The sequence below is a fragment of the Streptomyces sp. NPDC002463 genome, assembly GCF_042889835.1.
In the GTDB taxonomy this organism is placed as follows: Bacteria; Actinomycetota; Actinomycetes; order Streptomycetales; family Streptomycetaceae; genus Streptomyces; species Streptomyces nymphaeiformis.
Genome location: NZ_JBIARL010000013.1, coordinates 211,806 through 233,663 on the forward strand (window position 1 = coordinate 211,806; position 21,858 = coordinate 233,663).

General features: G+C 73.3%; 20 protein-coding genes. 7 read left to right on the forward strand and 13 right to left on the reverse strand.

What is annotated here, in order from left to right; all coding sequences use genetic code 11:
* Positions 1-40: 40 nt before the first annotated feature.
* Both ACFYX3_RS26135 and ACFYX3_RS26140 read right to left on the reverse strand, forming a co-directional pair.
* Positions 41-2,179 carry a 3-hydroxyacyl-CoA dehydrogenase NAD-binding domain-containing protein gene (locus tag ACFYX3_RS26135; RefSeq protein WP_389017893.1) on the reverse strand — a complete coding sequence of 713 codons (2,139 nt, stop codon included), beginning with the start codon at positions 2,177-2,179 and terminating at the stop codon, positions 41-43.
* Positions 2,176-3,390, reverse strand: coding sequence for an acetyl-CoA C-acyltransferase (locus tag ACFYX3_RS26140; RefSeq protein ID WP_116158311.1), 1,215 nt, complete (start codon positions 3,388-3,390; stop codon positions 2,176-2,178). Before ACFYX3_RS26140 ends, ACFYX3_RS26135 begins: the two co-directional genes overlap by 4 nt.
* A gap of 297 nt (positions 3,391-3,687) precedes the next feature.
* Between ACFYX3_RS26140 and ACFYX3_RS26145 the strand changes: the two genes are divergently transcribed.
* A complete protein-coding gene (locus ACFYX3_RS26145; protein ID WP_389017896.1) occupies positions 3,688-4,812 on the forward strand; it encodes an alpha/beta hydrolase in 1,125 nt (374 codons plus the stop codon).
* A gap of 49 nt (positions 4,813-4,861) precedes the next feature.
* Here ACFYX3_RS26145 and ACFYX3_RS26150 read toward each other — a convergent pair whose 3' ends face one another.
* From ACFYX3_RS26150 to ACFYX3_RS26160, 3 genes are all read right to left on the reverse strand, one after another.
* Positions 4,862-6,145 carry an HRDC domain-containing protein gene (locus ACFYX3_RS26150; RefSeq protein WP_389017899.1) on the reverse strand — a complete coding sequence of 428 codons (1,284 nt, stop codon included), beginning with the start codon at positions 6,143-6,145 and terminating at the stop codon, positions 4,862-4,864.
* Positions 6,146-6,225: 80 nt separating this feature from the next.
* Entirely contained in the window at positions 6,226-6,891 is a 666-nt protein-coding gene (locus ACFYX3_RS26155) for a LuxR C-terminal-related transcriptional regulator (RefSeq protein ID WP_382659281.1), read from the reverse strand.
* Positions 6,892-7,221: 330 nt separating this feature from the next.
* Complete coding sequence (locus ACFYX3_RS26160) at positions 7,222-7,914, reverse strand: DUF3000 domain-containing protein (protein ID WP_389017903.1); 693 nt, start codon at positions 7,912-7,914, stop codon at positions 7,222-7,224.
* A 90-nt stretch (positions 7,915-8,004) separates the two neighbouring features.
* On the opposite strand from ACFYX3_RS26160, the gene hemE reads away from it, so the two are divergent.
* Positions 8,005-9,081: a uroporphyrinogen decarboxylase gene (gene hemE / locus ACFYX3_RS26165; protein WP_376594976.1), complete on the forward strand. Its 1,077-nt coding sequence runs from the start codon at positions 8,005-8,007 to the stop codon at positions 9,079-9,081.
* Between the two features lie 60 nt (positions 9,082-9,141).
* On the opposite strand, the gene ACFYX3_RS26170 is transcribed toward hemE, so the two are convergent.
* From ACFYX3_RS26170 to ACFYX3_RS26180, 3 genes are all read right to left on the reverse strand, one after another.
* Positions 9,142-9,288 carry a hypothetical protein gene (locus ACFYX3_RS26170; RefSeq protein ID WP_389017907.1) on the reverse strand — a complete coding sequence of 49 codons (147 nt, stop codon included), beginning with the start codon at positions 9,286-9,288 and terminating at the stop codon, positions 9,142-9,144.
* A gap of 12 nt (positions 9,289-9,300) precedes the next feature.
* Entirely contained in the window at positions 9,301-10,674 is a 1,374-nt protein-coding gene (locus tag ACFYX3_RS26175; protein ID WP_389017910.1) for an FAD-dependent oxidoreductase, read from the reverse strand.
* A 62-nt stretch (positions 10,675-10,736) separates the two neighbouring features.
* Positions 10,737-11,681, reverse strand: a complete 945-nt coding sequence (locus ACFYX3_RS26180) for a DUF4349 domain-containing protein (RefSeq protein WP_389017913.1) — start codon at positions 11,679-11,681, stop codon at positions 10,737-10,739.
* A gap of 195 nt (positions 11,682-11,876) precedes the next feature.
* Here ACFYX3_RS26180 and hemG point away from each other — a divergent pair, with 195 nt between their 5' ends.
* Both hemG and hemQ read left to right on the forward strand, forming a co-directional pair.
* Positions 11,877-13,340, forward strand: coding sequence for a protoporphyrinogen oxidase (gene hemG, locus ACFYX3_RS26185; protein ID WP_389017916.1), 1,464 nt, complete (start codon positions 11,877-11,879; stop codon positions 13,338-13,340).
* Positions 13,341-13,357: 17 nt separating this feature from the next.
* Positions 13,358-14,071, forward strand: coding sequence for a hydrogen peroxide-dependent heme synthase (hemQ, locus tag ACFYX3_RS26190; RefSeq protein WP_116158303.1), 714 nt, complete (start codon positions 13,358-13,360; stop codon positions 14,069-14,071).
* Between the two features lie 188 nt (positions 14,072-14,259).
* Here hemQ and ACFYX3_RS26195 read toward each other — a convergent pair whose 3' ends face one another.
* The 5 genes from ACFYX3_RS26195 to ACFYX3_RS26215 form a co-directional block, all read right to left on the reverse strand.
* Positions 14,260-14,982, reverse strand: a complete 723-nt coding sequence (locus ACFYX3_RS26195; protein ID WP_389017920.1) for a TIGR04222 domain-containing membrane protein — start codon at positions 14,980-14,982, stop codon at positions 14,260-14,262.
* 48 nt (positions 14,983-15,030) lie between these two features.
* Complete coding sequence (locus ACFYX3_RS26200) at positions 15,031-16,053, reverse strand: TIGR04222 domain-containing membrane protein (protein WP_389018107.1); 1,023 nt, start codon at positions 16,051-16,053, stop codon at positions 15,031-15,033.
* Between the two features lie 10 nt (positions 16,054-16,063).
* Positions 16,064-17,449, reverse strand: coding sequence for a DUF692 family multinuclear iron-containing protein (locus ACFYX3_RS26205; protein ID WP_389017923.1), 1,386 nt, complete (start codon positions 17,447-17,449; stop codon positions 16,064-16,066).
* Positions 17,450-17,573: 124 nt separating this feature from the next.
* Positions 17,574-18,689 (reverse strand): hypothetical protein, encoded by a 1,116-nt coding sequence (locus ACFYX3_RS26210; RefSeq protein WP_389017926.1) that lies wholly within the window; start codon positions 18,687-18,689, stop codon positions 17,574-17,576.
* A gap of 84 nt (positions 18,690-18,773) precedes the next feature.
* Positions 18,774-19,484, reverse strand: coding sequence for a peptidyl-tRNA hydrolase (locus ACFYX3_RS26215; protein ID WP_376590986.1), 711 nt, complete (start codon positions 19,482-19,484; stop codon positions 18,774-18,776).
* Between the two features lie 71 nt (positions 19,485-19,555).
* Here ACFYX3_RS26215 and ACFYX3_RS26220 point away from each other — a divergent pair, with 71 nt between their 5' ends.
* From ACFYX3_RS26220 to ACFYX3_RS26230, 3 genes are read left to right on the forward strand one after another with little or no spacing between them, the layout of a single operon-like run.
* Complete coding sequence (locus tag ACFYX3_RS26220; protein ID WP_376590988.1) at positions 19,556-20,230, forward strand: AIM24 family protein; 675 nt, start codon at positions 19,556-19,558, stop codon at positions 20,228-20,230.
* Positions 20,231-20,240: 10 nt separating this feature from the next.
* Positions 20,241-21,206, forward strand: a complete 966-nt coding sequence (locus tag ACFYX3_RS26225; RefSeq protein WP_389017930.1) for an ATP-binding cassette domain-containing protein — start codon at positions 20,241-20,243, stop codon at positions 21,204-21,206.
* Positions 21,203-21,853 (forward strand): ABC transporter, encoded by a 651-nt coding sequence (locus ACFYX3_RS26230; RefSeq protein WP_389017932.1) that lies wholly within the window; start codon positions 21,203-21,205, stop codon positions 21,851-21,853. Before ACFYX3_RS26225 ends, ACFYX3_RS26230 begins: the two co-directional genes overlap by 4 nt.
* Positions 21,854-21,858 lie beyond the last annotated feature (5 nt).

Below are 21,858 nucleotides of genomic sequence, written 5' to 3' on the forward strand. Positions count from 1 at the left end.
CCGGCACCTGGGAAGGTGCCGGGGCCTTTCGCATGAGGCGTTACGCCGGGACGCTCGCCACGCCCTGGGCGAGGAAACGCTTGCCGTTGACGCGCTCGGAGACGCCCTCACGGTCCAGGTACGGCGTGATGCCGCCCAGGTGGAAGGGCCAGCCCGCACCGGTGATCAGGCAGAGGTCGATGTCCTGCGCCTCGGCGACGACACCCTCCTCCAGCATCAGGCCGATCTCCTGCGCCACCGCGTCCAGGACGCGGTCGCGGGCCTGCTCCTCGGTCAGGACGACGTCGCCCTGCTTCAGGAGCGCGGCGACCTCGGGGTCGAGCTCCGGCTTGAAGCCGTTCTCCGCGTTGTAGACGTAGAAGCCGCGCTTGCCGGCCTCGACGACGGCCTTCAGGTTGGGGGAGACCTTGAAGCGCTCGGGGAAGGAGCGGTTCAGGGTCTCGGAGACGTGCAGACCGATGGCCGGGCCGACGAGCTCCAGGAGGACCAGCGGCGACATCGGCAGGCCGAGCGGCTCGACCGCCTTCTCCGCCACGGCCACCGGGGTGCCCTCGTCGATGATGTTCTGGATCTCGCCCATGAAGCGGGTGAGGATGCGGTTCACGACGAACGCCGGGGCGTCCTTGGTGAGGACCGCGGTCTTCTTCAGCTTCTTGGCGACACCGAACGCGGTGGCCAGCGAGGCGTCGTCCGTCTTCTCGCCGCGGACGATCTCCAGGAGCGGGAGGATCGCGACCGGGTTGAAGAAGTGGAAGCCGACCACGCGCTCCGGGTGCTGGAGCTTGGAGGCCATCTCCGAGACGGACAGCGAGGAGGTGTTGGTGGCGAGGATCGCGTGCGCCGGGGCGACCGCCTCGACCTCCGCGAACACCTTCTGCTTGACGGACATCTCCTCGAACACGGCCTCGATGATGAAGTCCGCGTCCGCGAAGCCGGCGGCCTTGTCCAGGACACCGGAGACCAGGCCCTTGAGACGGTTGGCCTTGTCCTGGTTGATCCGGCCCTTGCCGAGCAGCTTCTCGATCTCGGCGTGGACGTAGCCCACACCCTTGTCGACGCGCTCCTGGTCGATGTCGGTCAGGACGACCGGCACCTCGAGGCGGCGCAGGAAGAGCAGGGCCAGCTGGGAGGCCATCAGACCGGCGCCGACGACACCGACCTTGGTGACCGGGCGGGCCAGCGACTTGTCCGGGGCGCCGGCGGGGCGCTTGCCGCGCTTCTGCACCAGGTTGAAGGCGTAGATGCCGGAGCGCAGCTCGCCGCCCATGATCAGGTCGGCGAGGGCCTGGTCCTCGGCGTCGAAGCCCTTCTGCAGGTCGCCGTCCTTGGCGGCCTCGATGATGTCGAGGGCGCGGTAGGCGGCGGGGGCGGCGCCGTGCACCTTGGAGTCGGCGACGAGACGGCCCTTGGCGACGGCCTGGTCCCAGGCCTCGCCGCGGTCGACCTCGGGACGCTCGACGGTCACGGAGCCGTTCAGGACGGACGCCGTCCAGATCAGCGACTGCTCCAGGAAGTCCGCGCCCTCGAAGATCGCGTCGGCGATGCCGAGCTCGAAGACCTGCTTGCCCTTGAGCTGACGGTTCTGGTTCAGCGAGTTCTCGATGATGACCGAGACGGCCTTCTCGGCGCCGATCAGGTTCGGCAGGATCGCGCAGCCGCCCCAGCCCGGGACGAGACCGAGGAAGACCTCGGGCAGCGAGAAGGCCGGGAGGGCCTTCGACACGGTGCGGTAGGTGCAGTGCAGACCGACCTCGACGCCGCCGCCCATGGCCGCGCCGTTGTAGTACGCGAAGGTCGGCACGGCGAGCGCGGACAGACGCTTGAAGACGTCGTGGCCGCCCTTGCCGATGGCGAGCGCCTCGTCGTGCTTCTTCAGCAGCTCGACGCCCTTGAGGTCGGCGCCGACGGCGAAGATGAACGGCTTGCCGGTGATGCCGACGCCGACGATCTCACCGTTCGCGGCCTCGGCCTCGACCTGGTCGATCGCCGTGTTCAGGTTGGCGAGGGACTGCGGGCCGAAGGTGGTCGGCTTGGTGTGGTCGAAGCCGTTGTCCAGCGTGATCAGCGCGAACCGGCCCGCACCCGCGGGGAGTTCGAAGTGCCGTACGTGGGCCGAGGTGACGACCTCGTCCGGGAAGAGCTCGGCGGCGCCCTTCAGAAGCTCGGCGGTGGTGCTCACTTGCCCTCCCAGTGGGGGTTTTCCCAGATGACCGTCGCGCCCATGCCGAAGCCGACGCACATCGTGTTGAGGCCGTAGCGGACCTGCGGGTTCTCCTCGAACTGGCGGGCCAGCTGCGTCATCAGACGGACGCCGGAGGAGGCGAGCGGGTGGCCGTACGCGATCGCGCCGCCGTACTGGTTGACGCGGGCGTCGTCGTCGGCGATGCCGTAGTGCTCCAGGAACGCGAGGACCTGGACCGCGAAGGCCTCGTTGATCTCGAAGAGGCCGATGTCCTCGATGGACAGGCCGGCCTGGGCGAGGGCCTTCTCGGTGGCCGGGATCGGGCCGTAGCCCATGACCTCCGGCTCGACGCCGGCGAAGGCGTACGAGACGAGGCGCATCTTGACCGGGAGGTTGTTCTCGCGGGCGAAGTCCTCGGAGGCGATGATCGAGGCGGTGGCGCCGTCGTTCAGGCCGGCCGCGTTGCCCGCGGTGACGTTGCCGTGGACGCGGAACGGCGTCTTCAGGTTCGCCAGCGACTCCAGGGTGGTGCCCGGGCGCATCGGCTCGTCGGCGGTGACCAGGCCCCAGCCGGTCTCGCCGGTGGAGGCGTCGGTGCGGCGGACCGAGATCGGCACCAGGTCCTGCTGGATCTTGCCGTCGGCGTACGCCTTGGCGGCCTTCTCCTGCGAGCGCACGGCGTACTCGTCGGCGCGCTGCTTGGTGATGCTCGGGTAGCGGTCGTGCAGGTTCTCGGCGGTCATGCCCATGAAGAGGGCGGACTCGTCGACCAGCTTCTCGCTGACGAACCGCGGGTTCGGGTCGACGCCCTCGCCCATGGGGTGGCGGCCCATGTGCTCGACGCCACCGGCGATGACGGCGTCGTACGCGCCGAAGGCGATCGAACCGGCCGTCGTCGTCACGGCGGTCAGCGCGCCGGCGCACATACGGTCGATGGAGTAGCCCGGGACCGACTGCGGCAGGCCGGCGAGGATGCCCGCCGTGCGGCCGAGGGTCAGGCCCTGGTCGCCGATCTGCGTGGTCGCGGCGATGGCGACCTCGTCGATCTTCGCCGGGTCGAGGGCCGGGTTGCGGCGCAGCAGCTCCCGGATGGCCTTCACGACGAGGTCGTCGGCGCGGGTCTCGTGGTAGATGCCCTTCGGGCCCGCCTTGCCGAACGGGGTGCGGACGCCGTCGACGAAGACGACGTCCCTGACGGTACGAGGCACGATGGCTCTCCTCCAGGGTGCGGGATGGCACTGCTGCTGCGGCCCACGCCTAAGCGCGCGCTTGCTCCCCCCATGCTACTTGCGGGTAACCAAGCTGCCCACCCCCTGAGGGCCAAGCGGTGAAGGTCACATCCCGCACCACCGCGCGCGCCCCCTCCGCGCGCCCCTCCGTTGGGACGGACCCGCAACCCGATGGGCCCAGGGCGGCGGCCCTGCCGTGGCGCCCGGCACCCGCCCGGAACACGCTGGCCGGGCCGGGGCCGCGCGGCCCCGGACCCCCACACGGAAAGGATTCCCATGGCGAAGGTCATCACCACCGATCACTGGGTCTGGCACACGTCCACCGTCCCCGCGAACAAGGACGAGGAGGTCGAGCTCTTCGTACGGGAGCGCAACGGCACGCCCCCCGGACAGAAGCGCAAGCCGGTCCTCATGCTCCACGGCCGGAGCGTCCCGGTGCTCCCGGGCTTCGACCTCCGGTACAAGGACTACAGCTGGGCCGGGGCGCTGGCGCAGGCCGGCTACGACGTCTTCATGATGGACCTCCAGGGCTCCGGCCTCTCGGCGCGACCCCAGATGGACGACCCCCGCAACGTCAACCCCGCCCAGCAGAATCTGCTGACGCCGAGGCCGCCGGGATTCGTCCCGGGCCCGCCGCACTACCCGTACCAGCTGAACGACTCGTACAGCGACTGGGGCGAGCTGCACACCGTCGTGGAGTTCATCCGCGAGCTGTGCGAGGCGGACAAGGTCGCCTTCATCGGCTGGTCCGCCGCCGCGTTCTGGATGGGGCCGTACGCGGTCAAGAACCCCGGCAAGGTCGAGAGCCTTTTCCTGCTGGCGCCGATCTTCCCGCCCAAGGGCAGCTCGACTCCGCCGGCCACGCTGCCGGTGCCGGGATTCCCGACCAACCTCAGCACGAAGGCCGGACTGTCTTCCCCGGGCGGCTGGGGCGGCGAACTGCACTGCGAGGGTCAGCGCGAGGACGGCATCGTCGACGTGGTCTGGGACGCGCTGCTGAAGAGCGACCCGGTCGGCAGCGTCTGGGGAGGCATCGACGGGCTCAGCCGCTTCAGGAGCTTCACCCGATGGGGGTGGAACGAGACCACCGCGAAGCAGGACGGGGTGCTCGGCGGAAGCGTGCCCGTACTGATCGTCTACGGGGAGTACGACAAGCAGGCGAACACGACCAGCACCAACCCGGAACTCGACTTCTCCGTCCCCGAGCTCTACAAGGCGGTCACGGGCTCCCACAAGCTGATGGTCAAGCTGGCCTGCGCGGGGCATTCCGTGCCGTGGGAGATGCAGCACGGGAACGTGCACGAGCTCTCGAAGCACTGGCTGAAGCACCTCAAGGTCGACGGCAAGACCAACGGGGTCTTCGACATGGACACCGCCGGCAACCTCAGCCCGGCGCCCTAGCGAAGAGCCCCCGGCGCCCCGAGGGGCGCCGGGGGCTCTTCCCGTCCGGTCACGCCTTCGCCGACAGCGCCTTCACGAGCAGCGGGGTCACCAGGTCGACCTGCCACGGACGGGCGCCGTAGCCGCTCAGCGCGGCCGCGACCACGTCCGGGGTGCCCGGGGCCGGCGGCTCCCAGCAGATCCGGCGCACGGTGTCCGGCGTGATCAGGTTCTCCTGGGGGAGGTGCAGCTCCTCCGCGCGCGCCGAGACCGCCGTGCGGGCCGCCGCGAGGCGGGCCGCGGCGACCGGGTCCTTGTCCGCCCAGGCGCGCGGCGGGGGCGGGCCCGCGACCTGCTGGCCCGGCTGGGGAAGCTCGCTCTCCGGGAGGGCCCTGGCGCGGTCCACCGCGGCCTGCCACTGCTCCAGCTGGCGGCGGCCCATGCGGTTGCCGAAACCGGGCAGCGCGGTGAGCGCGCCCACGTTCAGGGGGACCGCGAGCGCCGCCTCCACGATCGCCGCGTCGCTCAGCACCTTGCCGGGGGAGACGTCGCGCCGCTGGGCGACCTTGTCACGGGCCGTCCACAGCTCCCGTACGACCGCCATCTGACGGCGGCGGCGCACCTTGTGCATGCCGGAGGTGCGGCGCCACGGGTCCTTGCGCGGCGGGGCCGGCGGGGCCGAGGCGATCGCGTCGAACTCCTGGTGGGCCCACTCCAGCTTGCCCTGCCGGTCGAGCTCCTTCTCCAGCGCGTCGCGCAGGTCGACGAGGAGCTCCACGTCGAGCGCCGCGTACCGCAGCCACGGATCGGGCAGCGGGCGGGTCGACCAGTCCACCGCGGAGTGGCCCTTCTCCAGGGCGTAGCCGAGGACGGACTCGACCATCGCGCCGAGGCCGACCCGCGGGAAGCCCGCGAGGCGACCGGCCAGCTCGGTGTCGAAGAGCGAGGTGGGGAGCATGCCTATGTCGCGCAGGCACGGGAGGTCCTGGGTCGCGGCGTGCAGGATCCACTCGGTCCCGGTGAGCGCCTCGCCGAGCCCCGACAGGTCGGGACAGCCGACGGGGTCGATGAGCGCGGAGCCCGCGCCCTCGCGGCGGAGCTGGACGAGGTAGGCGCGCTGGCCGTAGCGGTAGCCGGAGGCGCGCTCGGCGTCCACGGCCACGGGACCGCTTCCGGCGGCGAACGCGGCGATCACCGCGGCGAGGGCCTCGTCGGTCTCGACGACGGGCGGAATCCCCTCGCGGGGCTCCAGCAACGGGATCGGAAGCCCATTCGCAGGGACATCGTCGTCCGGGGGGCCGCCCCCGGTGGTGCGCAGTGCTGTGTCTGCTGCGGTCTCTTGGGCGTCGGTCACGTGTCAAGGGTATCGGTCGACGGCAAGCGCCTGCCGACGGAACGTTCCGTCGGCAGGCGCGGGCCCGTGTCCACCGGCCGTCAGTGGATGATCCCCGTCCGCAGGGCGACCGCGACCATGCCGGCGCGGTCCCCGGTGCCCAGCTTGCGGGCGATGCGGGCGAGGTGGCTCTTGACGGTGAGGGCGGACAGCCCCATGGAGACGCCGATCGCCTTGTTCGACTGGCCCTCCGCGACGAGCCGCAGCACCTCGACCTCACGGCCGGAGAGCTCGCGGTAGCCGCCCGGGTGGCTCGGGGCACCCGGGGGGCGGCGGTGGCCGAGGCGGGCCGCCGAGGAGCCGATGGGGGCGGCGCCGGGGCGGGTCGGGTGACCGATGTTGGTCCGGGTGCCGGTGACGACGTAGCCCTTCACGCCGCCCGCCAGGGCGTTGCGTACGGCGCCGATGTCGTCGGCGGCCGAGAGGGCGAGGCCGTTGGGCCAGCCCGCGGCGCGGGTCTCGGACAGCAGGGTCAGGCCGCTGCCGTCGGGCAGGTGGACGTCGGCAACGCAGATGTCGCGCGGGTTGCCGACGCGGGGACGGGCCTCCGCGATGGACGACGCCTCGATCACGTCGCGCACTCCGAGGGCCCACAGGTGGCGGGTGACGGTGGAGCGGACGCGTGGGTCGGCCACGACGACCATGGCCGTCGGCTTGTTCGGGCGGTAGGCGACCAGGCTTGCGGGCTGCTCGAGGAGAACGGACACCAGGCCTCCTGGGGGGAAGGGTGCGGGACGGAGCCGGCTCGGGGAAGAAGCCGGGGGCGAACCCGTGCTGTGAAGGGGTCACTGACTCCTTCGGCAGCTGGGCCGCCCGCCTTTAGGGAAAGATCACGATTTGGTGAGTAATAATTAGGGCAATTCGGACGCGTGATCGATCATCCTACGAGCGGCCTCGCCCCATCACCCCCACGAGGGACGCGAAGGAGCCCCGCTCACGGGCCCCCTGCGGGGCCTCGTCCGGCTCGTCCTTCCAGGCCCCCACGAGGCCCCGTCCGGCTCGTCCTCGAGCCCCCGCGGCCTCGTCGAGCTCGTGCCTCAGGCCCCCTGCGGCCCCCGGCGCTGGGGCAGTGAGACGACCCCCGCGCCCGTCACCGTGCCCGCCCCCGGATCCGCCGGCGCGGGAGGCAGTCCAGCGATCTGGCAGAGCAGGTCGCACCAGGCCGCCAGGTGCGCCCCCGTGTCCGGCACCCCGCCCAGGCCCTCGCGCGGGGTCCAGGACGCCCGGATCTCGATCTGCGTCGCCGGCCTGCGGTCCGCGAGACCGCCGAAGTAGTGCGAGCCCGCCATCGTCACGGTCCCGCTCGCCTCCCCGTACGCGAGGCCCCGCGCCTCCATCGCCCCGGTCAGCCAGGACCAGCACACCTCGGGCAGCAGGGGGTCCGCCGCCATCTCCGGCTCCAGCTCCGCCCGGATCAGGGTCACCAGGCGGAACGTGCCCTTCCAGGCCTCGTGCCCGTCCGGGTCGTGCAGCAGGACGAGCCGCCCGTCCGCCAGGTCCTCCTCGCCCTCGACGACGGCCGCCTCCACCGCGTACGCGTACGGGGCGAGCCGCTGCGGCGGCCTGGTCGGGTCGATCTCGATCTCGGACCGCAGCCTCGCCGACCGCAAGGCCTCCACCGCCCGCCGGAACGCGGGCGGAACCCGGTTCGCCTCCGTACTGTCCGCCGTCTCGTCCTTCCCTCGGTCGCCGTCGGAATGATCGGAAAAATGTCCCTGAGCCGCAGCCATGCGGGGAAGAGTAGGCGGAACGGGGCCTCCGTGCAGGGAGGACACCCGGCCCGGACGAGCGGCTTCCCGCCACATGCGAAGATTCTGGGCGTGAGTGCCATGGACAGCCCGCAGGGCCAGCAGAAGAAGCAGCAGTCGCGGACGTACGACTCCGCGTTTCTCAAGGCGTGCCGGCGCGAGCCGGTGCCCCACACCCCCGTCTGGTTCATGCGACAGGCCGGGCGCTCCCTCCCCGAGTACCTGAAGGTCCGCGAGGGCATCCCGATGCTCGAGTCGTGCATGCGGCCCGAGCTCGTCACCGAGATCACGCTCCAGCCGGTACGCCGCCACAAGGTCGACGCCGCGATCTACTTCAGCGACATCGTCGTCCCGCTCAAGGCCATCGGCATCGACCTCGACATCAAGCCCGGCGTCGGTCCGGTCGTCGCCGACCCGATCCGCACCCGCGCCGACCTGGCCCGGCTGCGCGACCTCACCCCCGAGGACGTCCACTACGTCACCGAGGCCATCGGCATGCTCACCGCCGAGCTGGGCGACACCCCGCTCATCGGCTTCGCCGGCGCGCCTTTCACCCTCGCGAGCTACCTCGTCGAGGGCGGCCCGTCGCGCAGCCACGAGCACACCAAGGCGCTCATGTACGGCGACCCGCAGCTCTGGGCGGACCTGCTCGACCGCCTCGCCGAGATCACCTCGACCTTCCTCAAGGTCCAGATCGAGGCCGGCGCCTCCGCCGTGCAGCTCTTCGACTCCTGGGTCGGCGCCCTCGCCCCGGCCGACTACCGCCGCTCGGTGATGCCGGCCTCCACCAAGGTCTTCGACGCGGTCGCCGGCTACGGCGTCCCGCGCATCCACTTCGGCGTGGGTACGGGCGAGCTGCTCGGCCTCATGGGCGAGGCCGGCGCGGACGTCGTCGGCGTCGACTGGCGCGTCCCGCTCGACGAGGCCGCCCGCCGCGTCGGCCCCGGCAAGGCCCTCCAGGGCAACCTGGACCCGGCCGTGCTGTTCGCCTCGACCGACGTGGTGGAGGCGAAGACCGACGAGGTCCTGGCCGCCGCCGAGGGCCTGGAGGGGCACGTCTTCAACCTGGGCCACGGCGTCATGCCGGCGATGGACCCCGACGCCCTGTCCCGCCTCGTCGAGTACGTGCACACGCGGACGGCCCGCTGACCGGTGCCCGCACGCCGCTGTGCGCCGCCGGACATCCGGCGGCGCACAGGGCGACGGGCGTCAGGCCTCGCAGCCGACGGGCGGGCTGCCGGAGGCCACCCGGCACACGTCGAGCCCGGTGCCGCCGTTGACGGAGCCCGCGTCGTGGTCGCGGCCGGTGCCGCCCCGCACGGTGGCGCCGCCGCCGTCGACGACACGTTCGGTCATGCGCCGCTCAGGTCATTCCGCCGCCCGAACAGCCGCCACCGCCTTGCGCGCCGCGACCAGGACCGGGTCCCACACCGGCGAGAACGGCGGCGCGTACCCCAGGTCCAGGGCCGTCATCCCCTCCACCGTCATCCCCGCCGTGAGCGCCACCGCCGCGATGTCCACCCGCTTCGCCGCCCCCTCCCGGCCCACGATCTGCACCCCGAGCAGCCGTCCCGTGCGCCGCTCGGCCAGCATCTTCACCGTCATCGGCGCGGCCCCCGGGTAGTAGCCCGCCCGGCTCGTCGACTCGACCGTCACCGTCACGAACCGCAGGCCCACCTCCCGGGCGTCCCGCTCCCGCAGACCCGTCCGCGCGATCTCCAGGTCGCACACCTTCGACACCGCCGTGCCCACCACGCCCGGGAAGGTCGCGTAGCCGCCGCCCACGTTCGCGCCGATGACCTGGCCGTGCTTGTTCGCGTGCGTGCCGAGCGGCACGTGCCGCTCCCGGCCCGAGACCAGGTCCAGGACCTCCACGCAGTCACCGCCGGCCCAGATGTTCCCGTGGCCCCGGACCCGCATCGCCAGATCGGTGAGCAGCCCTCCGTACTCCCCGAGCGGCAGCCCCGCCGTCCGCGCGAGCGAGGTCTCCGGCACCACGCCCGTGCCGAGCACCACCACGTCCGCCGGGTACTCGTCGGCGTCCGTCGCCACCGCCCGCACCCTGCCGTCCTCACCCGTCAGGATCTTCGTCACCGGCGCCGAGACGACCGTCCTGATCCCGAGACCGTCCATCGCCCGGTGCACGAGCCGCCCCATGTCCGGATCGAGGGTCGCCATCGGCTGCTCGCCCCGGGTCAGCACCGTCACCTCGTAGCCCCGGTTCAGCAGGGCCTCGGCCATCTCCACCCCGATGTACCCGGCACCGACGACGACCGCCCGCCGCCCCGGCGTACCGGACAGCGAGTCGAGCAGCGCCTGGCCGTCGTCGAGGGTCTGCACCCCGTGCACCCCGGGCGCGTCGATCCCCGGCAGCGGCGGGCGCAGCGGCCGGGCGCCGGTCGCGATCACCAGCTTGTCGAAGCCCGTCCACGCCTCCGTGCCGGTCTCCAGGTCCCGTGCGCGGACCCGCTGCCCCGGGACGTCGATCTCCGTCACCTCGGTCCGCGTCCGCAGGTCGATGTCACGGGCCCGGTGCTCCTCGGGGGAGCGCGCGATCAGCTCCCCGCGCTCGGCGACGTCACCGCCGACCCAGTACGGGATGCCGCAGGCCGAGTACGAGGAGAAGTGCCCGCGCTCGAAGGCGACGATCTCCAGCTCCCCGGGGGACCTGAGCCTGCGCGCCTGCGACGCGGCGGACATGCCCGCCGCGTCGCCGCCGATGACCACCAGTCGTTCGCTCATGAGACTCATGGGACTCATGATGGGACGTCAGGGGGACGCCGGGGGACCTCGGGGGCACGAGGCTACTTCTCGGGGGTCTCCCGGGGGTGAGGCATCGTCGGCGCCCCGGCCGCGTTCCGCGGGGTGCCCGGCAGGACGGGGCCGGGCGCGGGGACCGCCGCCCTGGTGCGGGTCGCCAGACGGGGGCGGACCAGACGGCGCCACAGGACGAAGCCGACCAGCGCCACCGCGAGCCACGGGGCGAGCGCGCTCAGGACGACCCCGATCCAGGCCGCCGCGCCCACCAGCGCGTTCCAGCCGCCGCTCAGGGCCTCCCCGAAGCCGGGACGGCCCTCCTCCGGCTTCTCCTCCACCGGCTTCTCCTTCTCGGAGAGCCGGAGGGTGATCGTCGCCATCGTCGTCCGGTCCTTCAGCGAGGCCTGCTGGGCGAGGAGCGCCTCCAGGTCCGCCTGGCGGCGGCTCAGCTCGCTCTCCAGGCTCACGACGTCGGACAGCTTCTCCGCCCGGTCCATGAGCGCCCGCACCCGGGCCACGCTCGCCCGCTGGGTGGCGATCCGGCTCTCCACGTCCACGACCTGGTCGGTGACGTCCTTGGCGTCCGCCTTGCGGTCGAGCAGCTTCCCGGCGCCCGAGAGCTCGCCGAGGACGGAGTCGTACCGCTCCTGCGGCACCCGCAGCACGATCTGCGAGGCCAGGTGCGTGTCGTCGACCCGCTCGGTCGACTCGTTCTCCACGTGCCCGCCCGCGTCCGCCGCCACCCGGCGGGCCGTGGCCAGGGCCTTCGCCGCGTCCTTCACCTCGACGGAGAGCGAGGCCGTACGGATGACGTGCTGCCGGACCTGCGCCTTCGGCGCGGGCTTCCCGGCGGCCCCCGCGCTGCCGTCCGCGGCGCCCCCGCCCTCGGCCGCCCCGTCGGCGGGCTTCGCCGCCGCCATGCCCTGCTTGCCGTCGGAGGCCGTGTCCGTGGCGCCCGCGCCGCAGCCGGTCAGGACCAGTGAGGCCGTCAACAGGACCGCGGCCGTCGTTCTCGTTCTCGCTGCCCGCACGAGGATCCCCCCAGGTGGTGGTGAGTGATGCCCTTTGGATGAGTGATGTCCTTTGGACGTACGAGCCTCGGGCACGGGTTGCCCTCCGGCGGTAGCGATGCGGTCACGGTCCGGCCTCGGAACGGGAGCGCGCGGGCGATTTGAGAGAGTGGTGCCATGAACGCGGACATCACGGGACAGCACGCCGGGCCTCATGTCGTCGTCGCCGGAGGCGGGATCGCCGGTCTCGCGGCCGCCCACCGGCTGGCCCTCGCCGGCCACCGGGTGACCCTCCTCGAAGCGGACGGCCGGCTCGGCGGCAAGCTCCTCGCCGGGGAGATCGCGGGCGCGCCCGTCGACCTCGGCGCCGAGTCCCTGCTCGCCCGCCGACCCGAGGCCGTCGCCCTCGCCCGGGCCGTCGGCCTCGGCGACCGGCTCCAGGCCCCCGCGACGACCACCGCGTCCGTCTGGTCCCGGGGCGAGCTCGTCCCCATGCCCAAGGGCCACGTCATGGGCGTCCCCGGCGACCCCGCCGCCGTCGGGGGCCTGCTCTCCGCGGAGGGCGTGCGCCGCATCGGCGGCGACCTGGAGCTGCCGCCCACCGAGATCGGCGAGGACATCGCCATCGGCGCGTACGTCGCCGCGCGCATGGGCCACGAGGTCGTGGACCGGCTCGTCGAGCCCCTCCTCGGCGGGGTGTACGCCGGCGACGCCCACCGCATCTCGATGAAGGCCGCCGTCCCCGCCCTCTTCGAGGCCGCCCGCGTCCACCCCACGCTCACCGCCGCCGTCCACGCCGTCCAGCGGGCCGGCGCCGCCACCCCCGCCGACGCTGCGGGCGCCGCCACCGGCCTCGGAGGCTCCGCCTTCCTCGGCATCGACGGCGGCATCGGCACCCTCCCCGGCGCGGTCGCCGACGCGATCCGCGCCGCCGGCGGCGAGATCGTCACCGGCACCCCCGTGACCCTCCTCAGCCGCACCGGCGCCACCGGCTGGCGGGTCGTGACCCGGGACCGGACCTTCGACGCCGACGCCGTGGTCCTCGCCACCCCCGCCGGCGTCGCCGCCGGCCTCCTCGGCGGCCACGCCCCGGACGCCGCCGCCGAGCTCGACGCGATCGACTACGCCTCCATGGCCCTCATCACCCTCGCCTTCCGCCGCGCCGACATGCCCGCCCTGGAAGGGTCCGGGTTCCTGGTCCCGCCCGTCGACGGCCACACCATCAAGGCCTCCACCTTCTCCGCCCGGAAGTGGCAGTGGGTCGCCGACGGCGCCCCCGACCTGTTCGTGCTGCGCACCTCCGTCGGTCGCCACGGCGAGGAGGAGCAGGTCCACCGCGAGGACTCCGACCTCGTCGACGCCTCCCTCAAGGACCTCGCCGCCGCCACCGGCCTCTCCGCGCGTCCCGTCGCGAGCACGGTGACCCGCTGGATCGGCGGCCTGCCCCAGTACCCGGTCGGCCATCTCGCCCGTGTCGCCCGCGTCCGCGCGGCCGTCGCAGCCCTCCCCGGACTGCGCCTCGCGGGCGCCGCGTACGACGGCGTCGGCATCCCCGCCTGCGTCGCCTCGGCCCACCGCGCGGCCGACGAGATCATCGCCACGTCGAAAAGGACCGACCCCGGTGCGGGGCACTCCCTGTGACGGGCGAGAATAGGCGTATGAGTGCGCCCGAAAAGATCCCGAACGCCGGTAAGAAGGCGAAGGACCTCAACGAGGTCATCCGCTACACCCTGTGGTCTGTGTTCAAGCTGCGCGACGTTCTGCCCGAGGACCGCGCCGGCTACGCCGACGAGGTCCAGGAGCTGTTCGACCAGCTCGCCGCCAAGGACATCACGATCCGTGGCACGTACGACCTGTCCGGTCTGCGCGCCGACGCCGACGTCATGATCTGGTGGCACGCCGAGACGAGCGACGAGCTCCAGGAGGCGTACAGCCTCTTCCGCCGCACCAAGCTGGGCCGCGCCCTGGAGCCGGTCTGGTCGAACATGGCGCTGCACCGCCCCGCCGAGTTCAACAAGTCGCACATCCCGGCCTTCCTGGCCGACGAGAACCCGCGCGACTACGTCTCGGTGTACCCCTTCGTGCGCTCCTACGACTGGTACCTGCTGCCGGACGAGGACCGCCGCCGCATGCTCGCCGACCACGGCAAGATGGCCCGCGGCTACCCCGACGTCCGCGCCAACACGGTCGCCTCCTTCTCCCTCGGCGACTACGAGTGGATCCTCGCCTTCGAGGCCGACGAGCTGCACCGCATCGTCGACCTCATGCGCCACCTGCGCGCCTCCGAGGCCCGGATGCACGTCCGCGAAGAGGTCCCGTTCTACACCGGCCGCCGCAAGAGCGTCGCCGACCTGGTGGCGGGCCTGGCCTGACGGCCCTGCGAAACCTGGTGGCGCGCCCGGCTCCCGGCCGGGCGCGCCACCCCTTGACCCGGAAGATCAGACGGCGGGCGGCACCATTGCCCGCCGCTCCAGCGACACCGGGTCCGGCTCCGGGTGCGGCGCGCGTCACGCGCGCCGCACCGGCGTCATTTCCGGGACCTTTTTCTTCGAGGCGGCTCTCAGCCGCGCAGGGCCGCGCGGAGCTCCGGCTCCAGGACGGCGGGACCCCGCGTCGCGAGGGCGGTCAGCGGATCGGCCGACGACAGCCCGGACAGCAGCCGCTGCCCGGCCGGTGAGGCCCAGCGGGTGTACGGATACACCTCGACCCGCCCGATCAGCAGGCAGAGCCCCGACCCCACCAGCGGCAGCGCGAAGGCGGCGACGACCAGGCCCCGCTCCTCCGCCGGCACGAGCAGCGCCGCGACCGCCCCGAGCACCAGCGTCAGCAGGAACCCCGCCCGTACCGCCCGCATCCCGGCCGCGACCTCCCGGCGGCCCTCCTCGGACACGGCGAGCCCCCGCTCCACGAGTCCCTCCGCGAGGAGACGTACGGACTCGGCGGCGGCGACCACCGGACGCACGGCGGGAATCGGCGACTGTCCGCCCGGCCCGATCGCGCCGAGCACCGCACGCTCCAGCTCGTCCCCGCCGCCGGAGGCGTCCACGACCGTCGCCCAGCCGGTGTGGGCGAGCAGCAGCCGCCGCGCCCGGTGCATCGACACCAGGGTCAGGTCCGTCACCCGGAGCGGTCCGCCGGCCAGATAGGCCGCCTCGCACACGGTGAGATCGTCCGCACCGCCCGGCGTGGCGTGGGGGCCGGCGGCGAGCGAGGCACGGCAGACCCGCACACAGCCGACACCGGCCACGACGTACGCCACGAGGAGGAGCGGAACCCAGACCATGCCCCGGTTCTACGGGACGACGGGCAGGCCCGCCACCCGAATGGCCGCTCAGCTGCTGGAGCTGGAACACGAGCTGGAACTCGAACTCGAACACGAGCTGGAACTGGAACACGAACCGGAGCTTCCGCAGCTCGACCCGCCGCCGGAGCAGGAGCCGGAGGAACAGGACCCGGAGGAGCAGGAACTCCCACCCGAGCAGGAACTCCCGCCGCCTCCTCCGCCTCCGCAGGAGCTGTTGGTCGCACACCACTCGGTCGCCACGCCGAGGGCGACGGCGTCCGAGGACGAGAAGTGCGACGGCGAAGGCCGCCGCCCGCCGCGCCCGTTGCGGCGGGGCGGCCCGTAGAACCGGGCGGCGGCGACGAGCTGCTCCCGGAGCACCGGGTCCGGCACGGCCCGCAGCCCGTGCAGGGCCACGGGAAGGCCGGCGTCGGCGAGATGGCCGTGCTCCCTCCCGTACGCGAAGACCGCCCGCCGGCCCGCCGAGGTGACCTGCTTCGCGGCGATCGAGGCGCAGACGATCGCGGTGATCCCGGCCGCGAACAGCATCGGCAGCACCTTGATGATGAACGGGAGCCGGAAGTCCGGGTCGGCGGCGAAGTCGACCACCGTGAGGACGATCGACAGGGGGAAGAGCGCGAACGCCGTCACCCCGAGGACGCCGCACCAGCGGCCCGTGGTCCGCCGCGTCGCCGGCTCGACCACCAGCCCGCGCGCCGCGAGACCGTTGCCGATCTCCTGGACCGCCGGGTGCCGCATCACACCGAGCCGCAGATGGTGCAGGGCCCCGTGCGGGGCGGCCGCGAGCTCCTGGAGGACGGCGCGCTCCACCGGGTCGTACGCGGTGGGGCGGACGACCGCGACGATGCCGGGCCCGCCGATGGCGATCCTGCCGTCCGCCTGGAGGGCGGCGAGGGCGGTGTCCACGACCCTGGCCGGGCCGCCGTTGAGGAAGGCGACCTCGTACCGGTCGTGGACGGGCCCGCCGGGGCCGCCGCGCGTCCGGACGACCCGGGCGATGACGAGGGCGATGCCGACGGCGCCCGCGAGGTAGACGAGAACGACGAGCATGTTCACGGGGTCATCTCCGTACGAGGGCGTGGCGGGCGGCCCGGACGAGCCGGGTGGCACGGCCCGGCGGGCGGCTGCCGGAACGGTCCTGCCACCACTCGGTGAGCTGTTGCCGCGCCGCCGGATCCTCCGGGCGCCCCGCGAGCAGCAGGTGCTCGGCGAAGTCGAGCGCGTCACGGCGGTAGCCGCCGGTCATGGGACGGGACCTGGCGTACGCGAGGAACGCGGGCCGGAAGTCCTTCCCGAGGATCTCCGGCAGCTCCGGCGCGACCTTCGCGACGACCCCGGCCCGCTTGGCCGCGAGGGCACGGCTCTGGACCCCGACACGACGGGTGTCGAAGCCCTCGGGGACGGGGGTGCCGGCGACGAGCGCGGAGAGGAGGGAGGCCTGGGTGACGGCGAGGTGCTGGCGGGCGGCGTCCGCCGGCGCGGGGTCCGCGACGACGGCCCCCGGCATGACACCGCCCGAGACGCGCGCCCCGGCGCCGATCAGGAGCGGGGCCCGTCGAGGTGCGGGAGTCAGCGGAAGGGCGCCGTGCCGGTGGGTGGTGCCCACATGGTCCGCCCTTGCGGAACGTACGCCCACAGCGGTGGTGATCGCCCCCAACTCCCGCGCCAGCTCCTCCGCCGGCGGGAAGTCGTCGTCCCTCTCCAGCAGCACGCCCGGCGGGGTCACCCGCGAAGTGAGGTCCGCCAGGATGTCGAGGACCGCGGGCGGGACCGGGTGGGCGTGGGTGTCGTGCCAGACGCCGTCGCGTTCGACGCCGCCCGCCACGTGCACGTACGCGATGGCCTCGACCGGCAGTTCGGACAGGGCCCTGGCCGGGTCCTCGCCCCGGTTGACGTGGTTGGTGTGCAGGTTGGCGACGTCGACGAGGAGCCGTACCCCCGTACGCTCCACCAGCTCCGCCAGGAACTGCCCCTCCGTCATCTCCTCGTCCGGCCAGGCGATCAGGGCCGCGATGTTCTCCAGGGCGAGCGGCACGGGCAGCGCGTCCTGCGCGATGCGCACGTTCTCGCAGAGCACGTCGAGCGCGTCCCGCGTCCGGGGCACCGGCAGCAGGTGCCCCGCCTCGAGCAGCGGGGTCGCGGTGAGCGGTCCCCCGGCCCGTACGAACGCGATGTGCTCCGTGACCAGCGGCGCCCCCAGGGCCACCGCCTTCTCGCCGAGCGCCGCGAGCCGCGCCGGGTCCGGCCGGTCCGCGCCGCCGAGCCCGAGCGAGACGCCGTGCGGGACGACCGTCACGCCGCGCTCGCGCAGCCGGGTCAGCGAGTCGGGCAGGTGGTCGGCGCAGATGTTCTCCGCGACGACCTCCACCCAGTCGACTCCGGACAGCGCCTCCACCGCCTCCGCGATCTCGGGACGCCAGCCGATGCCGATGCCGAGTTCCGTCATGTCCCCCTCCTTCGGTCCTCAGTCCCTCACCTGATGGCCCAGGCGGCGTCAACCGAACCCCACGAGGCCGAGGTTCAGAGCTTCATTTGAGCTTCGGCCGACGTGATCGCCCCCGTCCCGGCGGTCACCGACCGGCAGCCACCCAGACGTGCAGGGCGTCGCCGGACTCGGACGGCGTCGCCCAGGCGCCGTTCCCGAGTGCGGTCGGCTGGCCGGAAGGCTGGGCGGGGTAGGTGATCGGCCGGAGTCCGTGCGTGCCCGTGGTGTCGAGCAGCCAGTGCCGGACCTCACCCCACTCGTCGTCGCTCTCGACGGTCGAGACGACGAGGGTCGACTCGTCCACGAAGCCGCCGGCCCAGTCCCAGTAGACGGGTTCTTCGTCCTCGTCCTCCGACGGGGCGTCAGGATGCGGTGGGAGCACCGACTCCGCGTCCCATTCGAGGCCGTCGAGCAGGATGCCGTGGAGGTCCCGGACGGAGAGCTCGTTCTGGTCGTGGGAGACCGTCATGAGCCGTTCGCCCGACGGGCTCATGTTCATCAGGCAGAGGTCGCCCTCCACGTACGTCACGTCCAGTCGTTCTCCGTCCCAGCCGCCCAGGCGCAGGGGTGCTCCGTCCTGGCCCTCACCGATGCTGAGGCCCATCCGGCGGGGATCGGCCGGGTGCGGGACGTGGAGGCTGCCGGCCGCTGCGGACTCGGCGTTCGCGCGGGCGAGCACACGACCGGTCCCGGTGTCGATCACCAGCCACTCGTCGACCGTGTCCGGGCTCAGCTCGCCGTCGGGCAACGGGCCGCGTACGTGGGCCCAGACGAGTGCTCCGTCCGCCGAGAAGCCGACCGACCCTCCGTCCGGGTAACGGTGGCCCGGGTCCTCCGCGTACTCCCCGTACGACTCGTGCATCGTCCGGCACGCGCCGTACCAGCATCCGTGCCGGACTTCCCAGCGCGTCGCACCCGACGGCTCCACGGCGCGCACCGCGTGCACCCCGGCGAAGACGGTCAGGCTCGCGTCCGGCGACACCTCCCACGTCCCGCGGCTGCGCGGCCACGGCGCGGGGAAACGGACCTCCGCCCCCGGGACCGCGGCGAAGGCGTCGTCCAGCGGCTGCGCCACGATCTCCTCGTCGCTCCGCTGGACGAGCATCCTGCGCCCGGGCGGCCCCGCGATCTCCGGCGGACCGGCCTGCGGTGAGGACATGAGCGACGGGACGGTGGCGTGGAGCCGGGCGTGAACGGACATGGAGAACTCCTCGAGGTGCAAGACCCGACGCACGCTACGGCACGGGTCCGACACCCGCGGCTCGCCCGCCGGGGCGGGGCGTCGTCACGCCCGGGGGAGACGCAGCTGCGGGGCGAAGCGAGCGCTGCCCTCGGACACCACCGTGCACGAGCCCGGGGCGATCTCCGTGAAGCCCGCGTCGCGGACGACCGGGAGGCCGCTCGACGTCAGGCGCGGCCAGTCCTCGGCCGCCGCCGTCCGGACCGCGAGCGGGAAGCCCGCCTCGTGCCAGGCCTTCCGGTCGGCCTCCGGCATCGCCCACCACAGGAGCTGCGCCCCGTGTCCGGCCTGGGCCATCGCCTTGCCGGCCGACATGTCGAGCTCCGGGTTGAGCCAGAGGACCGCCGCCCCCTCCGGTACGGGACCGGGCGCGGACGGGTCGTCGAGGTCGGTGCCCGAGACCTGGAGCTTGGCGAGGTCCTTGGGCCAGCCGTCGAGCGGGACGGGCGGGAAGACCCGTACCTCCGCCTCCGTGCCGTCGACCGTGATCCCCGGCAGCGTGCCCGCGCGGCGCCACTCCGCGCCGCGCGCCCGGCGCACCACCTTGCGGATCCGGGCGTCCTGCCAGTCGGTGACGGCCTGTGCCCACTCGCCGTCGCCGAGGGAGCGGTCGTCGGTCAGGATCTCCAGGACGGCCCGCGCCGCGGTCTCCAGGGCGTCGGTACGGCTCGGGGGCGCGTCGCGCTCGATCCTGACGACCAGGGGGAGGACGAACTGGGGCTTCTCATCGCGGAGATCGGTCTCGTTGCTGCTCACCCGGCAAGTCTGCCACCGCGGCGAGGCCTGATTCTTGTGGGAATCATCGCTTCCGGGACAGGATGCCCCTCATGAAGAGTGATCTTTTTGCAGGCGAGCACCTCGCCGAGGCGGCGACGTTTCCGGGGATGACCCTCCAGAACGCCAAGTCGGTCAAGTACACCGTGAACGGGGAGATGCACGCCCGCCAGGGTTCGATGGTCGCTTTCCGCGGCGACCTCCAGTTCGAGCGCAAGGGCCAGGGCATCGGCGGCCTCCTCAAGCGTGCCGTGACCGGCGAGGGCCTGGCGCTGATGGCCGTACGCGGCCAGGGCGAGGCCTGGTTCGCGCACGAGGCGCAGAACTGCTTCATCGTCGAGATCGAGCAGGGCGAGGCCTTCACCGTCAACGGCCGCAACGTGCTCTGCTTCGACTCCACCCTCCACTACGACATCAGGACCGTGAAGGGCGCAGGCATGACCGGCGGCGGCCTCTTCAACTCCGTCTTCTCCGGCTACGGCAAGATCGCCCTGATGTGCGAGGGCAACCCGATCGTCATCCCCGTCACCCCGCAGGCCCCGGTGTACGTCGACACCGACGCCGTCGTCGGCTGGAGCGAGCAGCTCCACACCTCCCTGCACCGCTCGCAGTCCCTCGGCTCGATGATCCGCGGCGGCTCGGGCGAGGCGGTGCAGCTCAAGCTGGAGGGCCAGGGCTTCGTCGTGGTCCGGCCGAGCGAGCTCACCCCGCAGAAGACCGCGAACTGAGGTTCTCGCATTGAGGCTGGAGCACGTCGGGCGGCGGCACGGCCTGCGCGGGCCGTGGGTGTTGCGGGGGGTCTCGCTCGACCTCCCGTCCGCCGCCCTCGTCCGGGTCGTCGGCACCAACGGCACCGGCAAGTCCACGCTCCTCCGGCTCCTCGCCGGCATCGACGCGCCCACCGAGGGCCGCGTCACCGGCCGGCCCGCCCGCACGGCGTACGTCCCCGAGCGCTTCCCGGTCGCCCTCCCCTTCACGGCCCTCGACTACCTGGTCCACCTCGGACGCGTCCAGGGCCTCGGCCGGGCGGCGGCCCGGGCCCGCGCGGGGGAGTGGCTGGAGCGTTTCGGGGCCGCCGAGCACGCCGGGACCGGGCTCGCGGAACTCTCCAAGGGCACCGGCCAGAAGGTCGCCGTCGCCCAGGCCCTCCTCGCCGACCCGGCCCTCCTCGTCCTCGACGAGGCCTGGACGGGCCTCGACGCCGGCGCCCGCGCCGAACTGGACACCGCCGTCCGCGAGCGCCTCGCGACGGGCGCGACGGTCGTCTTCGTCGACCACGACCCGCGCCGCCTGGAGGGGGAGTCGGCGGTGGTGTACGGGGTGGAGGCAGGCGGGGTACGGGAGATGAGGCCGGTGCTTGCGTCGACAGGGCCCGAGTCCGTGGCGACGGGCGTGGGGCTTCGGGGGGCTCGGTCCGGGCCCGGGACGGGGGCGGGCGGTCTTTCCGGGGGCAGGACCGGGCCCGGGCCCGACGTACGCCTGCCGGGGGCCGCTCCCGGCGTCCCCGGGGCCCGCGTCCGTATCGTCGTCTCCGGGGGATCGTCGCTCCCCGGGCGGCTGCCCGGCGGTCCGGCGGTCGTGGTCGGCGACGGCGGCACCACCGTCCTCACCGTGGACGCGGCGTACTCCGACGCCCTTCTCGGCGCGCTGCTCGCCGCGTCCTGGCACATCCACCATCTCGGCACCGAAGGCGTACGGGTATGACGGCGCTGCTGCGCTACCAGTCGGGTCTGCTGCTCCGCTCCCAGCGCTGGCTGGCGCCGCTGCTGCTGTACGCGGCCTTCATCGGCGTCGGCGTCCAGGCGGGCGAACCGGTGCTCGGCGCGCTCGGGTTCAGCGCGGCCGCGCTGCTCCCGGTGGCCGCCTGGTCGGTGCGGATCTGCCTCACGCAGGAGCCGCCCGCCGCCCGGAGCGTGGTCGCGGCGGCCGCCGGCCGGGGCCGTGCGCATCTCGCGGCGCTGGTCACCGGGACCGCGTGGCCGGTCCTCGTCGGTACGGTCGCGGTCCTCGCGGTGACGGCGATCGGCGACCGGCGCGGGGTCGGCGGGCTCGCCGCCGCGTCTGCCGGGCTGCTCGCGGCGTCGGCCTGCGCGTTGACGGGAGCGGTCGTCGGCGCGCTGAGCTCCCGCCCGTTCCTGAAGGCCCCCGGCTGGTCGCTCACCGCGCTCGTCCTGGGCTCCCTCCTCACGCTCGTGACGACGGGTTCCCCGGCGAAGTACGCCATGACCGCCCTGGTCACCGGGGCCCGCACGGCGACGGCCGACCCGCCGTGGCTCGCCTGCGGCGAAGCGCTGCTCCTCGCGGCGGCGACGGCGGCGCTCGCGTGCAGGGCCACGGCACGCCTGGAGTGAGGCGC